Source organism: Vibrio rotiferianus CAIM 577 = LMG 21460, from assembly GCF_002741985.1.
GTDB classification, from domain to species: domain Bacteria; phylum Pseudomonadota; class Gammaproteobacteria; order Enterobacterales; family Vibrionaceae; genus Vibrio; species Vibrio rotiferianus.
Genome location: NZ_APHW01000013.1, coordinates 103,003 through 118,351 on the forward strand (window position 1 = coordinate 103,003; position 15,349 = coordinate 118,351).

The window sequence follows — 15,349 nt, forward strand, 5'->3', positions numbered from 1 at the left end:
CCTTTCACAGTTCTAATAATTCACTTTTATGTACTGATTCTATCCAGTTTTGTCGCCAACGGATGGGAATGAATCGCAATTTTTCAATTTGTCTTAGTATCTCTTCCTTGAGGCTAGGTGAGTGTTTCATGTTTAAAACAGAACCAATCAGGTGTGCACCGCTTGAATCAAGAAGTGATTTAGCTTGCTCTAGCTGTCTTGTTGTCGTTTGGCCAAAACAAGTGACCAGTATCGTTGCGTCACAAGTTGATGCGACCATGTGGGCTGGGACGTTGCTTTTATTTAGACTTAGCAGTGGTGAAGTATCGAACACAATTTTGTCATAACGTGATAACCAATCCTTGATGTCACTAGATAGATATTTAGGGTCTCGAAAGTTGAGTTGCTTAGTTGCCTGTTCGGGGGCAGTCACTCCAACAAATGCTTGGTGGCTAGACGTATGGCCGATCAGCTGTCCAACCTCGTCGTCCAGCTTATACAAAGCTTCAAATGCAGGTTTGTGAAGGTTGAAATCCACATATAAAGTGCGTTGGCCAGCTAAGATAAATCGCTCAGCAAGTGACGCTGCAACAGAGGTTACCCCGTCTTCACTTTGACAAGCACTGATACAAATTGAGCGGTGTCCATTAAGTTCACATTGTAAATAAAGCTGCTCTATTTCAGCATGCGTTGCTGGTATCGTCATTAGAGGGCTCCTATCAAGACAATGGTGGTTGTGATTTGGAGGATATCGCGTAAACCTGCGCGCGCTTTTTCTGCAAAACTCTCATCTTTGTGTGGGATATAAATGGTGTCACCAGCACGGATAACTGGTAAGTCATAGATGTTGGCAGTTTTACTAAAATCGACCAAATTAAAGGTTCTCGCCTGACCTTGGCAGCAAGACATATTGACCACGCTTATTTTCTCTAAATAGGCACTGTCTGTAGGGCCTCCCGCCTCTGCAAGTAAATCCAGAATGGTCATATTGTCATTAAATACATATCGACCAGGGTCGCGGACTTCGCCAAGGACTCGAACGGTAGATTCTTTAGAACGATCTAACCAGTTTTTATCTTTCTCTGGAATGTAGATAGTGTCGCCAGGGCGAACGTTCGGCAAAATAGATTCATCGCCAGTTTCAAAATACAGGGACAGATTCAGCTTACTCACTTTGGCATAGCCTAACCCGCGGTGAGTGACGCGAATGTTGTGAATGTCAGCGTTTTGTGTCGGGCCATCGGCAGCGGACAAAATATCAAGAAAGTGCATTTCATGCGTAAATCGATAGCGGCCTGGTGAGTTTATTTGTCCAAAAACATATATCGAGGCGTCTGAACTTTGGCGCACCCATTGCGATTTGTTATCTGAAGGGTCATCAGGGAGTTCGTGAACACGGACGATCGAGCCAGCGAAAATCGCGGGAAGCCTTGATCTTGGAGAACCATCAAGGATGTATTTATCTAAATTGAACTTGGTCATTTTCCCATTATTTGCCACTTCAATTTCAGTGGTGTCTGCACGGCGCGTCGGTCCCCCAACATGCGCAAGCAAATCGATGAGGTCCATTTCATCTGACCATTCTATTCGTCCGGGACGAACCACTTCGCCCATGACTGCCACGGCGCGGTCAGGTGACACCTTGAGCCAAGACTTTTCGTTCATATCTGTTTTCTCAGGAACGAAGATGGCATCTCCAGCCTGAATCTTAGGAGGTGGCTGGTTACTTAGGCCTTCGGTATGGGCCGTTAAGTCAAACTTCAATACTTGACCGCTTGCTTTAATGACCCGAATTTGACGAGATTCCGCGTAGCGTGTTGGACCACCTGCATTGGCTAAGATGTCCATAAAGCTTGCGCCTTTTTTACCTTCATAGGCGCCGGGTTTATCGACTTCTCCCATTATGTACACCACATTGGCACCTGCTTTAATTTCCTCTTCTTGCTTAGGAACAAAAATAGTGGCGCCCGGTTCAATAGCTGGTAGTAACTTGGTATCACCAGAATCTAAATAATTCTTCAGATTAAAGAGGATAGGGGTGTTATTTGTGATGACTCGTATTTGCTCGACACTGGCATAACGAGTGACCCCGCCAGCGCGCATAATGATGTCCACCAATGAAGAGCCAGGTTTATAAGTAAAAGAACCAGGTGCGTTGACTTCTCCAAACACTTTAATTGCTTTCGCTGAGTCCGCACTGTCCCCGGAGTTTGCTAATTTTGCAGCATCAAACTCTTGCTCAATGTTCCCAACCAAAGGTGAAGCCGGCACGAATAGAACATCCAGAGACTCCAACGTAGGTAACTGACTCTCATCTCCGGTATCTAAAAATCGTTTGTAGTCAAACTCAATGTTGTTGTTACCACGTTTGACAATCATTTTGTCGAGTTGCGCGCCTGAACGCAGGTCGCCAGCCTCATACAAGAACATCTGTATATTTGAACCCGTTGGGAGCGTGTACTCACCGGGTTTGTTTACATAGCCTTGCACAGAGATGAGTAATTGTTGCTGCTTAATAAACACGCGTGCGCTGCTCACTTCTCGGTACACGGTGTTCAGATTTTCGATGATGACGGTCTGCAGTTGTTGTTCTGTGTAACCAGCCACAAAGACCGGGCCAATTTCAGGGAGCTCTATTCGGCCACGCTTATCAACCTGAAAACCTCTATTCAACGTTGCTTCGCCGGGGAGGTTAATTTGCACCAAATCGCCGACTTTAACTGTGCTCGAGTCGTTATTTGCTAGCGAAGTTGAAGGGATAGCACTAAAGACGATTGAGAACATGATTAGGAGTATGCGCATGATATTCATAATGTGCCTCCGTGAGTTGTCTCTGCAATAACTTCAATGCTCACTCGTCGGTTGGTCAATTTAACGCCTGGGGTTTGACCTTCATAGAGTGGTAACTCTTCTCCCAAAGATTTGGTTTCAACTCGATCGGGAGATATGCCAAAAACAGTTAGATATCGCTTTACTTGCTCTGCTCTGTCCTTAGCCAGTTTTTGGTTGTAATCTGAGTCGCCGGAAGCATCTGCATGACCTGTAACGACGAGAGTTAGGTCATTATGGTCACGTAGCAAATAAGCGGCTTCTGCCAAGTGCCCCATGTATTTAGGATTAATTTCTGCTGAGTCGATGGCAAATTGGTTATCAATATTTAGTAATTGATAAATACTCGCCACTACATCGAGATCTTGTCGAAGTGCGTCAATATCCTGAGGGGGAGTGCATTTTGTCTGGGTGAGTACGTAATCGAGTTGTTTTTCGAGTTGGTTGAGTCGCCGTCTTTGTATAACAAGATCATTTGCAGCATCCAGCAACAGTCCACCTTCTAACTCGCGAGCAATGCGGTTTTGCTTCTCGAGGGCCTGAACGACGGCAGCAGGGAAACACCACCGTGCGCCTTCTTGGATTAATGCATCAAGGTGTAGCTTGCTAAGCTGCCAATCAAAACGTAATCCATGTTCTGGGCCAAGTGGCTCGTCTGGCATTACCGGAGAGAACTGGTAGTTTTCAATAGATATATCTTGATAGCTTTCAGCAAGACCGCCGTTACCATGTTCGGGGTAGCCAAGAGAGGAACACCCAACGATGCCCACCAACAAACTGCAAACGAATCCTTGTTGCACAGTATTTAGCATGCCAACCTCCGTTTATCACGGTTATTTTTTGTTTTAAAGTTTTGAATTAACAGGTATTGCGTGGTCAATACGCAGCAAACACATGATCTCTAGTGGTTGTCCTGCTACGTTCTCGATACGCATACTCCTGTTGCGTTCAACTAAGCGCTTATACAAGTAAACAATGGCACCAATACCAGAAGAATCAAGAAATTGGACGTTTTCTAAGTTCACTTCAACTTCAGGATGATTGTCCGAGTGAATCACATCGTCAATTTGACTTTGCGCCTCGCGACAACCTTTGGCATCTAGGTCACCATAAATTTCCAATGTAAGTTGGGTGTGACTCGTTTCGATTTTTTTTAGTTCCATTGCGATATCTCCTTCGTTGTAATTCTTGTGTAGCACTTAATGTGCCAAATAATTTGTTTAGTAAATACAATTGGTTATGTGTTTTTGGTGTGCTCGATTGGTAGTGGCGGGTGTTGACTCTCAAATTGAGAATCAAAACGGAGTTAGCAATGAAATAGCCACATTGAGAAACTGGGTCACCAAAATGAGAATTAAATTGACGGCACTTTCAGAGTTGGGGAGTTGCGCAATATGAAGTGCTTTGAAGAATCATGTAACCAAGGTGACGATGAGCATCAGTATTGTTGCACTCTCTCGGATATATTTTGGTTGCCCATGTAGATTGGTTTATTGATGGGTTTTAATGATGCTTATGAGAGGGTAAAACGGTCGTTGCTTATTATGAGAATGAATTTAATTGCTTTGGCAGTAATTGCTACGATTAGTGCTACTGCAGAGTCTTCTGAGACACCTTTTGTCCCCCTTGCTGAAACCTACCACCAAGATATCGATATAGCGGAATATTGGTACAGTGAGAAACTTGATGGCATTAGGGCGTATTGGACTGGTAGACAGTTTGTTACTCGAAACGGGAATACTATTCACGCACCGGAATGGTTTAAGAAAGACTTACCTCCGTTTCCTCTTGATGGGGAACTGTGGGCTGGACGAGGTAACTTTAATATTGTTCAGCAAACGGTTTTAGATAAAACACCCAATGATGCGTCGTGGAGGGCCATCGATTTTATGGTGTTTGATATTCCTGAAGCGGCTGGTGATTACCAAAAGCGATACTATAATCTTCAAAGTATTGTCTTACAGCTAGATGCTGACCACGTAAAGTACATTGAGCACAGGCCGATAAAAAGTGAGAAACAACTTTTTAAGCAGCTCGATAACATTGCACACTCTAGGGGTGAGGGTGTGATGTTGCGAAAGGTATCTAGCCGATATCAAGCTGGGCGTGGTAGTGACTTACTTAAGCTTAAACGCTATGAAGATGCAGAAGGTGTAGTTATTGGTTACAAACCAGGAACGGGAAGACTGCTTGGAATGATGGGGGCGATTTTAATACAGACATCAGAAGGAAAGCAGTTTTACATTGGCAGCGGATTTACCGATGAGGATAGAAAATCACCACCTAAATTAGGCGCAACCATTACTTATCGTTTTAATGGCTATACGCACAATGGCATCCCTAAATTTGCTCGTTATTTACGTGAGCGACTAAAAGAATAAAATCAGCGCTCTACTTTGACACCACAACGCCCAAACAGATCTTTCCAAAAATGCACATGTTCTAATGCTTTTTTTCGGAACTGGTTGTGTGCCGATTCAATGCCGTAACTCTTCCCGTGCGCAGCCATTCTTTGTTCGACTAATCGGACTCCAACACTTAACTGCTGATAAGTACTATCAACGAACGCCATATAAGGTTGAACTTCGGCTACATAGATGGATTGGAATACGTTTTTCAAATAGCGAAACTGAGTTGTATCACGGTTAGCGCCACAAATGATCTTGTCTTGGTTTTCTTCAAGCATTTGTGTGGTTTGTTCTAGCCAATGGGTCGCATCAACCAAGGTGTAATAGAGTCGTCCAACAATACGTGTTTTTTCGAGCTCTTCTTGATAGTTCACTATGGTAACGTCGGGTAAGCGAGAAAGGGTGCGATAGGGTGTTTGGTACATTTCATCTAGAGCAAGGAAAGCATCTCGCACATGGGCAATTTGGTCTTTGCTTTCTAATGGTAACCATTCAGAACCTGTTAGCTGTTTGCGCATGGCGTCGCTAGTAAGCAGCATATTGTCGAGATGTACTGTTAGGTGGTGCCACTTCTGATCGTACAAGCCACTGAGCTTTGTGATTTCCTCATCGCTTAATGGGTAATCACTCAAGCATCCATTCAATGTTCTAAGCAGACTGGTTTGATAGTCGAAATCGTAAAAAGCGTCTTGAACTTTTCCCAGTTGTGAGTTCTTTTCTGCCAACAAGTTAAACAGACCACATTGACGCAGTTGGTAGCTTTCTAGTAGGCCAAGTGACAGGCGAGGGAGCTCTTGAAACAACTCTCGTTTGTCGGGAATGGTGACGGCATGTGAAGTTTCGAGTTCGGATTCCGATACCTCCAAAACATTTGCTAGGCGCTGATTGTATTTTTCGAATACAGCCTTCTCCGGGTTAAACCATTCGGTGCACCCACTGAGCAGAGTAGTCGAGAGTAAAAGTGCCGAAGCGATAAGCGAAGTTCTCACAGCATTTCCTTTTTTATCACTTAGATAAGTATACTTTGTGACACGCGGGAGAGATCAAAAAAGCCAGCGTTCGCTGGCTTTAAAATTTGATAGTCTCGAAGTTTGAACTATTGCTGAGAGAAGTTCAACTGCACATCTGGTTCTTGGTGATGCATCCAACGGAGGCGAATACCCAATAGGAACGCAGCAGATGAAAGGCCAATAATAAAGCCTAGCCAGAAACCTTGTGCGCCCATTGGCTCTACAATCCAATCTGTGCGACCAAGTACATAACCGATTGGCAAACCAAGTAACCAGTACGCAATGAAGGTACGGTTGAAGATAGCACGCATATCTTTGTAGCCGCGTAGTGCACCTGCCGCAATAACTTGAACCGCGTCTGTACATTGGTAGATTGCAGCAAACAGCAACAACACCATCGCAAGCTCAATTACTTCTGGGTTGTTGGTATAAAGCAACGCAATTTGCTCTCGGAACAGCACGGTTAGGATTGCTGTCATTACTGCGAGTGCAAGACCAACCATCACACCGACACGAGAAGCGACACGTGCACCGTCTACGTTCTCTTCGCCTAAGCGATGGCCAACACGAATACTCACCGCTGCACCTACACTCATTGGTAGCATGAACACCAGTGAAGAGAAGTTAATCGCAACTTGGTGCGCCGCGACAATGATTGAGCCCAACGGAGAAACCAAAAGCGCCACCACTGCAAACAACGTCACTTCAAAGAACAACGCCGCTGCGACAGGGAAGCCCAGTTTGAACAAACGAACTTGCGCCTTGAGTTGAGGTTTGTGGAACTCACCAAATAGATTAATGCTCTTTAGGCGTGCTGAGGTTGTCACGTAAAGCAGCAGTAAGCCAAACATTACCCAGTATACGATTGCTGTTGCAACGCCACAACCAACCCCGCCTAAAGCAGGAGCACCGAATTTACCGTAAACGAAAATCCAGTTAAGAGGGATATTCAGCATCAAGCCAATAAAGCCAATCACCATTGCTGGTTTTGTAAGGGACATCCCATCAGTAAAGCTGCGCAAGGTTTGGAATAGCAAAAAGGCTGGCACAGCGAAGATCACGGCATGGATGTAACCTACTGTCTTCTCTGTCATCGCGGCTTCGACATCCATAAACCCAAGAATGAACTGAGTTTGGAACAATACGCCGATGATAGGAATACTGATAAGCAGGGCCAGTACGATACCTTGCTGGATCTCAAATGGGATTTTAACGCGTCGACCAGAACCATTTAGTTGAGCGACTACTGGCACAAGTGCCATCAATAGGCCTACACCAAATAGAATTGATGGAAGCCAAATACTTGCTGCTACAGATACGGCAGCCATATCGGTAGCGCTGACGCCACCTGCCATCACAGTATCCACAAAGCCCATCCCCGTTTGCGCGACAGAAGCGATCAACACAGGGGTTGCTAATTTAATAAGGCTCGATGCTTCTTCTTTATAGCGATGCACGAAATACTCCAGAGCGGAACAATAAGTTGTAAAAGAAATTGTTTGAAAAGATATAGAGCGCTCGAGGACAAAAGATGTGATGAACTGATCTGATGGTTGATTTTAGTCACTATAAGGTGAAAAAATGCCTCGGAGGAACTCCGCGCAGATGATAAACAATTGTATGCTCAGATACCATACCCACAAGATGTGGAATTTTGGTTAATTGATAGACGATTGTAAAAATCGTCTTGGAACGTTTGTCTTGGCTATCAGTCGCTTCTAACAAATAGGTAAAAAGAATGTTTACAGGAATCGTTCAAGGTACGGCTAAAGTCGTTCATATCGACAAGAAAGATCGCTTTCAAACTCATGTTGTGGAGCTCGAAGGCGCTTTAAATGAAGGTCTAGAGATTGGCGCGTCTGTCGCGCACAACGGTTGCTGCCTCACCGTAACCAAAATAGAAGGGACCCAGATCAGCTTTGACTTAATGCAGGCGACGCTAGCGTTGACCAACCTTGGTGAATTGGCAGAGGGCGATAGCGTGAATATTGAACGCGCCGCGAAGTTTGGTGATGAGATTGGTGGCCACAGTATGTCGGGGCACATCAGCTTGATGGCTGAAATTTCGGAAGTGATTGATACGCCAAATAACCGTACGATTTGGTTTACGCTGCCACAAGATTCTATGAAATATGTGCTAGCGAAAGGCTACATTGGCTTGGATGGGTGTTCGCTGACGATTGGTGAAGTCGAAGACAACCGTTTCTCTGTTCACTTAATTCCAGAGACATTAGAAAGAACATTGTTCGGTCGTCGCCAAGTCGGTGAAAACATCAACGTAGAATTCGACCCGCAAACGCAAGCGATTGTTGACACAGTAGAGCGCGTACTAGCAGCGAAGCAGCTTTAGTCTGCTTGTAATAGCCAACTTACTTCAACAACGAAAATAATAAAGGAGCACTTAAGGCTCCTTTTCTTATTTCTATTGGGGGATGAGTTTCTACTCGTAGTTGTCATCGATGAATAATTCGACTTTCTGCTCGAGCTCATCAACCTTCATGTTGAGGTGGATGGCATGGCAGCAAGCCGGACAGTCATCATAAAACTCTTGGTTACCGTTACTTGCATCGAGAGTGATGCCAATTGAGTGCCCGCAGTGGGGGCATTTAACATGTCTTTCTGTGTAATTTTGCATACAAAAACTCCTAGTATTGCAGGGCTTTTAATACTTTGTGTTAGAGAAAATACAGCCCTTGTTTACTCGCTTTTCTCTTTGAGTCAGAGATACAACGTAAGCCGAGTTACTAAGAATATTAGGTGTTCTTGTTGCTAATTGAGTCGAAATAAGTGGAAAAGTTGACCCCAAACTCACGGTTGAGCTTGGGGGGGGATTATATGGTGGTGATATGCGTCGAAAATTTACAATATGAAATGATTTACATGCTAAATATGCAACGAATGTTCAATATGAGACGATCTTATTTATTAGCACTTGAGCTTGTTCTAAATAATGTCCGCCAAATAAGTTGCAATGATTAAGTATATGATAAAGATTATAAATGTCTTTTCGTTCGCTATAGCCGAGTGGTAGAGGGGAGACAGACTCATAACCTTGATAAAATTCGGGTGTAAAGCCACCAAATAATTCAGTCATCGCGATGTCACACTCTCTATCACCCCAATAACTTGCCGGATCGTAGCAGATTGGACCAAAAGGGGTGAGGGCGGCATTGCCATTCCACAAATCACCATGGAGAAGTGAAGGCTCAGGTGAATGGTTGGCTAAGAGGCGTTTTACCACGTCAATAAAATCATCTATATCGACTAGCTCAATGCCTTTTTCTTTGAGTAATTGGAGTTGCCAGCCGATTCGTTGTTCAGCAAAAAAAGTGCACCATTTCTTGTGCCATTGGTTTGGTTGAAGGGTTGAACCAATGTAATTGTCGTTGTCAAAACCAAATTCTTTTTGTTCTCCCCACAAGTGTAACTGCGCTAATTGCTGGCCGAACTTGAAACTGTTTGATGAATCCTCAAGCGGTTTTGTAGGGAGGTAATTTAGGATGATGAATGAGTGCGTTTTGGTTGTTCCCACCAAAACTACTTCAGGCACAAAAACGGTGGAGGTTTCTCTGAGTAAGTGAAGACTCTCTGCTTCGAGCTCAAACTTAGTGAAGAAATTACGCTCGTTTATCTTTACGAAGTAACGTTGCTCACCATCGTTAATCATATAGCTTTCACTGATGTCACCACCTGAAAGCCTCGTTTTTTCTGCGATTTGATATTCGAATAGTAAGGTGTCAGAAAGCTGTTGAGCTATTGCTTGCCACATAGAAAACTCCGCTAATCCACTTAACCTCCAATAGTTTAGATGAAGTGGCGAAGGATTGACGGGTAATAGAGCAAACTTCGGCAACAAAATATGTTGGAAATGTTAATAAATTGCATAACTGTGAATCAAGTCTCTTATAAGTGACTGATTTACGTCACTACCATATGGCGGTGTCTCTATACAACGAGTATTATTCTTTTTTTGACTTTAGTTCCATAGGTGATATGAAAATACTCATATGTGACGACTCGGCAGTAGCACGAAAGTTGGTTATTCGTTCTATTTTGCAAGAGCCATCGCTGCAATTGCTCGAAGCTCAGGATGGTTACGAGGCGCTTCAAATTATGATGGAACAAAACATAGACGTTTTGTTCTTAGATTTGACTATGCCAGTAATGGATGGCTTTGAACTACTCGAATCATTGCCAGTGAGTACCTATGAAACAAAAGTGGTCGTCATTTCTGGTGACGTACAGCAAGAAGCAAAGCAGAGGTGTCTTGAGTTAGGCGCGCTTGATTTCGTGGAAAAACCGTTTTCTGAGCAAGAAATTGTGCCTTTGTTTACTCGTTTAGGGCTTCACTATGCGTTAATGAGCCCAGCAAGTACAAGTGAGCAAACAAAGTCAGCAACACTGTCTCCAATTGCAAAATTCCGTGAAGTTGCCAATATCGCCTTAGGTAAAGGTGCAGCAATTATGGCTGACCACCTGAGTGAGTTTATACAATTGCCAGTTCCTCACGTCGGTCCATTGTCATACGGTGAGCTTCACATGACATTGGTGGATGTTTTGGGTAGAGAACGATCTGTGGCTGTCTCTCAGCGCTTCGTTGGTGGTGGTGTTCATGGTGAAGCGCTGGTTTGTTTGCGCGGTAAGGACATCAATCTCATTGGCGAAAAGTTGGGATATTTGCTGGAGTTTACGCCGTCGAATGAAATTATCTTAAACATCGCAAACCTTTTGGTATCTTCTTTCCTCACCTCTTTGGGGAGCCAACTCGACAAACAATTCTCCTTACGCCAACCAGCCATTATTGACACTGTCTCCCCTTTCAAAGAAGAGAGCGAAGAGGCTGGCGAGCTCTTTACTATTGAATACACTTACATGGCTGAGTCCCTTGATTTTGAGTGTGAGGTCCTTTTCTTAATCGACAAGTCGTCTGTGGAAATCATATATGAAATCATGGAGCTAATTTGATGTCTGAGATTACGTTAGATATTGCTGACTTTCACTGGGTTACTCAAATTCTTGATACGATGGATTCAGGATTGGTGGTGATTGACCGGGAGTATAAGGTGTGTGTCTGGAATGGCTTTATGCAGTCATACAGTGGGGTATTGTCACAGAACATTTTGGGGCGTTGTCTCTTTGACCATTTTGAAGACCTACCGAGAACGTGGTTAGAAACGAAAATCAAAACCGCAGCGGATCTAGAAACACGTTCTTTTTCTAGTTGGGAGAATCGACCTTATCTTTTCAAGTTTCAGAATTTCTCCCCTGTTTCTAACGGCAGTAATTACATGTATCAAGATATCGTAATAACACCGTTGCATTCACTTTCCGGCGAGATAAATCATATCGCTATACAAGTTAATGATGTTTCTGAAACGGCACGTAACCGAATCCATTTAAAAGAGACGAACTTGCATCTTTCTGAAATCAGTAGAAAAGATGGGCTTACAGGGTTATTTAATCGAGCGTTTTGGGAGCAAGCTTTTAAAGAGGAGTTCGCTAGACTTAAATGCATGGAAACCCCATGTTCTTTGGTTATTTTTGATATCGACCATTTTAAGAAAGTGAATGACACATACGGACACCATACGGGGGACGAGGTGATCCGTCGAACCGCTAACTTGCTGAAACGCACAGCGAGAGGGAGTGATATTTGTGGTCGCTTTGGTGGTGAGGAATTTACAGTACTATTACCCAACACAAGTGAGGAGCAAGCAAAGTACTTTGCAGAGCGTTTGAGAAAGCGAATTGAGCAAGAAATCGTAAAAGTTGAAGAGTTTTTGATTAACTACACGATAAGTCTTGGCGTTTGCGAGTATAAATCTCAGTTTGATAGTCATACTCAATGGCTGAAGTCTGCCGATTCAGCACTATATCGTGCAAAAGAAGGCGGGCGAAACCAAACATGCAGTCAACAAGAAATGCATAAAATTGGTTGATATTCGTCCAGTTAATTGACTAATTTTGATATATATGAAATTAGTTAATGAAATTTTTTTGGCATGTCTTAGTATTGAAACTATTCGCTTTCCACAGTGAAAGCCAGCACCAAACGGAGAATAGAAGTGGTTGTAGAAACCGATGGATATCTGGCTCTAATTGAGCACTTGTCGCTAAACCTCGATATTTTTACTTCAGGAACCGGCGATACAGGTTCAGAAAGCATTGAAGATGTAGTAACCGACATGGTTGCCTCCAACATCATGGCGATCTTTGAACAGAACCCTGAGCTTCACTCAAGTGTTCGCTTTAAGCTTCTAAAAGAGGCTGACGCTGTAGTCGAAGACCTAAGCGAAGTGCTTGCGGGCGTTTGGCATAGAAAAGCGACAAACGAACAGATTACCTTCCTTGACGAATACATTGCCTTAGTTAAGAACCTATTTGATACCGCTGTCGCGACATACGATTAGTTTGGGTTGCTCTGAGTCCTTTTAATAGAAGAAGAGTTACAGGGTGACTCTTCTTACTTGCCAAAATTTAGATGACCAGTAGGGGTTATCTAACCTTGATATAATCACACCTTTGGATGTAGATGCGTGCATAAACTGCATATCTCCGAGGTAGATGCCTACGTGGTACGTTGTCCTCTTCGTCTTAAAGAAGACGAGATCGCCTTTTCTCGCATCTTGCCAATCCAGTTTTATACCTTGTTTTGATTGTTCCTTAGTTGTTCGAGGTAGTGTTAATTGGTATGCCTCAACAAAAGCTTTTTGCACAAAGGCGGAGCAATCAATACCATTTTTCTGATTTCCGCCATAGCGATATGGTGTGCCTTGCCATTCGACATAGAAGTCATTTAATGCCGGAGTATCGGAGAGCAATTGTGCCGAACTTAAGCGCTGGTCAGTTGTAGGGCTATTGCCTGGGCTAGACGAGCAGCCTACTAGTAATAGGCTGAATAATAACGAAAATTTTATATATCGCATCCTGTCTGCATTTAATCCTATTGTCTTATTAATGAAATCTTACCGTCATAAGCACTCAATAAGATGGGCTAAAAATCACACTTAAGTCTCATTTTCGTGACAATCCAAGAGTGATGACTGAGCCCTAACTAGAGTAAAGCGTGGACATTATGACAAGCCGCAAACGTTCAAGTATTTCATTGTCACTGGTACAAACCATCACTATTACATTCGTCACTATACTTGCTCTTGTTATAGCTTTATCTGCGTCAAGTTTCAAAGGAATGGAGCGAGTTGGGGTCGAGTTTGATGATCTTTCCACAAAAGCGCTGCCCATGGCGATGGCTAATGCTGCGCTAACAAAAAATGTCTTGGAACAAATCAAGTTACTCAACGTCGGTATGCAAGTAACGGAGCCCAATCAGCTTAGCTTGATAAGAGCTCAATTGATTGAACTTGCCTCTCAGACCAACGAATTGGTCAATCAAACTTCAGGAGTTGATTTCCATCTCTCTCAGATGCTTGCTGAGAATTTAGATGACTTACACAGCATAACGACAGTCGTTCTTTCCACACAAGCATCTGTAATCCAGATTCAAGCTGAGATTAACAGTGAACTGAGTGAGTTTCGATATGGTTTAAGCTCAATTGGCCCAGAAATGAATCGAATTAGTTCATTTCTTAGTATTGATAATTCAGAATCAGCCGATGCAGCAAATCGTTTTATTGCTTCCGCAAGTTCGATGGAAAGTACATTCCTGTTAATGATGATGCAAACAGAGTTGGAAGAAGCCGAGCAAGAGTATCGAGAGCTGAGGAATCGAATTGCGGGTATTCACCTCGCGTATGATGACTTTAAGGCTTGGCACCCTGAAATCTCTGAGTTTACGAGCTTAAGCGCACCCTATGAGATGGTACAAGCTGGTTTTGAAGAGGGTGGGCTCCTCCATAGGATCCTTGGTAAGTTACAGCAAACAGAACAACAAAAAGTTGACCTTGAGAGAGCCTCACAGCTTTCTAATCAAACCATTGCGTTATTAAGTCAAGTCTCTGAAGCCGCACGTAACTTAATTGACGACAGAGAGAGGATCGTACAGCTAACCATTAAGGAAGCGAGCTTCATAGTTGTAATGAGTTGCAGCTTATTGGCTTGTCTCATTGTTATTTCTTGGGTTGGTATAAGAGCGTGGGTTAATAGAGGGCTGAACAACATTACACATGAGTTGTCTTTATTAACTGAGCACGACCTACGTTCAAATGCTGTCGCAATAGGGCCAAGAGAAATGAAGGATATTGCAAGAAAGCTCAACCAGGTTATTGATTCAACACATGAATCCATAGCATTGGTTACGCGCAATTGCGAAACGCTCTATCAAACAGCAGAAATTAGCTACGAAGCGGCGGAGCAATCTAATCAGAGTTTGAGCTCGCAAAATGAAGCCTTAATATGCATGGTTACTACTGTTAAGCAGTTAGAGGCATCTATAAAGGAGATCGCTGTAATCACCGCTGCCTCATTTGAGGACTCGCAAGCCGCAACAAATAGTACGATGAAGGGTGTTGAGGTGGTCGACCAAAACCGAGAACGCCTTGCTTCTTTGGCCCAAGCACTCACTGCTAATGAAGACTCTATGCTTGAGTTGGATCAGAGAGTTAAGAAAATTTATGAGATGGTCGAGGTTATCAGTAGTATTGCTGAGAATACTAATTTGCTGGCTCTCAATGCGGCAATTGAGGCGGCTCGTGCAGGTGAACAAGGCCGTGGGTTTGCTGTTGTTGCGGATGAAGTTCGTAAATTGGCCAGTGGGACATCTCAACAAACCACCAACATTCGTGAAATGATGAAAGAGCTAGTGGCCGCAGCAGAAGGCTCGCGTAGAGCAGTCATAGACTCTCGAGAAGAGATGACACGAGCACTGCAATCGAGCGACGACGTTAAAATTGTTTTCTCAGATATTAATGTAGCCGTAAAACATATTCAGCAGAGAATTGAGCAGATATCCGTAGCAACAGAAGAACAAGACCGTGCTACGGCTGATGTTTCTCGTTCAATAACCCGCATTTCAGAACAAGGTGAGTTAACAAAACTCCGTTTGGATTCTATGGTTGCAAACTCAGAGCAAGTTGCAGAAATAGCAGGGCATCAGCAAGCAATGTTACACAAGTATCAGCTGCATCAAACGATTTAATACTTATTCAACTTCCAAAGATTAAAGGT

At 43.5% G+C, this 15,349-nt stretch carries 14 protein-coding genes and 1 pseudogene; 6 read left to right on the forward strand and 9 right to left on the reverse strand.

All coding sequences use genetic code 11. From position 1 onward, the window contains the following. Positions 1–4 precede the first annotated feature (4 nt). The 4 genes and pseudogenes from B853_RS06060 to B853_RS06075 all read right to left on the reverse strand — a co-directional run bounded on the left by B853_RS06060 (position 5) and on the right by B853_RS06075 (position 3,971). The gene (locus B853_RS06060; RefSeq protein ID WP_038885934.1) at positions 5–685 is read right to left on the reverse strand and encodes a P-loop NTPase family protein; all 681 of its coding nucleotides are present in this window, start codon (positions 683–685) and stop codon (positions 5–7) included. Next, positions 685–2,703: pseudogene (locus tag B853_RS06065) on the reverse strand (SLBB domain-containing protein); the annotation flags it as partial. The gene B853_RS06060 and the pseudogene B853_RS06065, both read right to left, overlap by 1 nt. 83 nt (positions 2,704–2,786) lie before the next feature. Continuing rightward, complete coding sequence (locus B853_RS06070) at positions 2,787–3,620, reverse strand: OmpA family protein (protein WP_038885931.1); 834 nt, start codon at positions 3,618–3,620, stop codon at positions 2,787–2,789. 33 nt (positions 3,621–3,653) lie between these two features. Continuing rightward, positions 3,654–3,971, reverse strand: a complete 318-nt coding sequence (locus B853_RS06075) for an STAS domain-containing protein (protein ID WP_010448144.1) — start codon at positions 3,969–3,971, stop codon at positions 3,654–3,656. A 381-nt stretch (positions 3,972–4,352) separates the two neighbouring features. Here B853_RS06075 and B853_RS06080 point away from each other — a divergent pair, with 381 nt between their 5' ends. Then, positions 4,353–5,189 carry a DNA ligase gene (locus B853_RS06080; RefSeq protein WP_170001014.1) on the forward strand — a complete coding sequence of 279 codons (837 nt, stop codon included), beginning with the start codon at positions 4,353–4,355 and terminating at the stop codon, positions 5,187–5,189. 2 nt (positions 5,190–5,191) lie between these two features. Here the strand turns inward: B853_RS06080 and B853_RS06085 are convergent, their stop codons facing one another. Both B853_RS06085 and B853_RS06090 read right to left on the reverse strand, forming a co-directional pair. Beyond that, on the reverse strand, positions 5,192–6,205 hold the full coding sequence (locus B853_RS06085; RefSeq protein ID WP_038884170.1) for a DUF3080 domain-containing protein: 1,014 nt from the start codon (positions 6,203–6,205) through the stop codon (positions 5,192–5,194). 107 nt (positions 6,206–6,312) lie between these two features. Continuing rightward, positions 6,313–7,683 carry an MATE family efflux transporter gene (locus B853_RS06090; RefSeq protein ID WP_010448137.1) on the reverse strand — a complete coding sequence of 457 codons (1,371 nt, stop codon included), beginning with the start codon at positions 7,681–7,683 and terminating at the stop codon, positions 6,313–6,315. 281 nt (positions 7,684–7,964) lie between these two features. Between B853_RS06090 and B853_RS06095 the strand changes: the two genes are divergently transcribed. Then, positions 7,965–8,576: a riboflavin synthase gene (locus B853_RS06095; protein WP_038884169.1), complete on the forward strand. Its 612-nt coding sequence runs from the start codon at positions 7,965–7,967 to the stop codon at positions 8,574–8,576. Between the two features lie 90 nt (positions 8,577–8,666). On the opposite strand, the gene B853_RS06100 is transcribed toward B853_RS06095, so the two are convergent. Next, complete coding sequence (locus tag B853_RS06100; RefSeq protein WP_010448133.1) at positions 8,667–8,861, reverse strand: CPXCG motif-containing cysteine-rich protein; 195 nt, start codon at positions 8,859–8,861, stop codon at positions 8,667–8,669. Positions 8,862–9,128: 267 nt separating this feature from the next. Then, positions 9,129–9,995 (reverse strand): fructosamine kinase family protein, encoded by an 867-nt coding sequence (locus B853_RS06105; RefSeq protein WP_010448131.1) that lies wholly within the window; start codon positions 9,993–9,995, stop codon positions 9,129–9,131. Positions 9,996–10,219: 224 nt separating this feature from the next. Between B853_RS06105 and B853_RS06110 the strand changes: the two genes are divergently transcribed. The 3 genes from B853_RS06110 to B853_RS06120 all read left to right on the forward strand — a co-directional run bounded on the left by B853_RS06110 (position 10,220) and on the right by B853_RS06120 (position 12,636). Continuing rightward, entirely contained in the window at positions 10,220–11,191 is a 972-nt protein-coding gene (locus tag B853_RS06110) for a response regulator (RefSeq protein ID WP_038884167.1), read from the forward strand. After that, positions 11,191–12,165, forward strand: coding sequence for a GGDEF domain-containing protein (locus B853_RS06115; protein ID WP_038884166.1), 975 nt, complete (start codon positions 11,191–11,193; stop codon positions 12,163–12,165). Before B853_RS06110 ends, B853_RS06115 begins: the two co-directional genes overlap by 1 nt. A gap of 126 nt (positions 12,166–12,291) precedes the next feature. Further along, entirely contained in the window at positions 12,292–12,636 is a 345-nt protein-coding gene (locus B853_RS06120) for a DUF3802 family protein (RefSeq protein ID WP_010448125.1), read from the forward strand. Between the two features lie 36 nt (positions 12,637–12,672). Here the strand turns inward: B853_RS06120 and B853_RS06125 are convergent, their stop codons facing one another. Continuing rightward, complete coding sequence (locus B853_RS06125; protein WP_038884165.1) at positions 12,673–13,152, reverse strand: C40 family peptidase; 480 nt, start codon at positions 13,150–13,152, stop codon at positions 12,673–12,675. 149 nt (positions 13,153–13,301) lie between these two features. Here B853_RS06125 and B853_RS06130 point away from each other — a divergent pair, with 149 nt between their 5' ends. Further along, positions 13,302–15,320 (forward strand): methyl-accepting chemotaxis protein, encoded by a 2,019-nt coding sequence (locus tag B853_RS06130; RefSeq protein ID WP_038884164.1) that lies wholly within the window; start codon positions 13,302–13,304, stop codon positions 15,318–15,320. The last annotated feature ends 29 nt before the right edge of the window (positions 15,321–15,349 follow it).

What these genes read in the sequence shown, in the direction of transcription:
- B853_RS06100 (WP_010448133.1), bottom strand. Translation starts at nt 8,861, where the DNA reads ATGCAAAATTACACAGAAAGACATGTTAAATGCCCCCACTGCGGGCAC.
- B853_RS06125 (WP_038884165.1), bottom strand. Translation starts at nt 13,152, where the DNA reads ATGCGATATATAAAATTTTCGTTATTATTCAGCCTATTACTAGTAGGC.
- B853_RS06095 (WP_038884169.1), top strand. Translation starts at nt 7,965, where the DNA reads ATGTTTACAGGAATCGTTCAAGGTACGGCTAAAGTCGTTCATATCGAC.
- B853_RS06105 (WP_010448131.1), bottom strand. Translation starts at nt 9,995, where the DNA reads ATGTGGCAAGCAATAGCTCAACAGCTTTCTGACACCTTACTATTCGAA.
- B853_RS06110 (WP_038884167.1), top strand. Translation starts at nt 10,220, where the DNA reads ATGAAAATACTCATATGTGACGACTCGGCAGTAGCACGAAAGTTGGTT.
- B853_RS06130 (WP_038884164.1), top strand. Translation starts at nt 13,302, where the DNA reads ATGACAAGCCGCAAACGTTCAAGTATTTCATTGTCACTGGTACAAACC.
- B853_RS06115 (WP_038884166.1), top strand. Translation starts at nt 11,191, where the DNA reads ATGTCTGAGATTACGTTAGATATTGCTGACTTTCACTGGGTTACTCAA.
- B853_RS06075 (WP_010448144.1), bottom strand. Translation starts at nt 3,971, where the DNA reads ATGGAACTAAAAAAAATCGAAACGAGTCACACCCAACTTACATTGGAA.
- B853_RS06080 (WP_170001014.1), top strand. Translation starts at nt 4,353, where the DNA reads ATGAGAATGAATTTAATTGCTTTGGCAGTAATTGCTACGATTAGTGCT.
- B853_RS06070 (WP_038885931.1), bottom strand. Translation starts at nt 3,620, where the DNA reads ATGCTAAATACTGTGCAACAAGGATTCGTTTGCAGTTTGTTGGTGGGC.
- B853_RS06060 (WP_038885934.1), bottom strand. Translation starts at nt 685, where the DNA reads ATGACGATACCAGCAACGCATGCTGAAATAGAGCAGCTTTATTTACAA.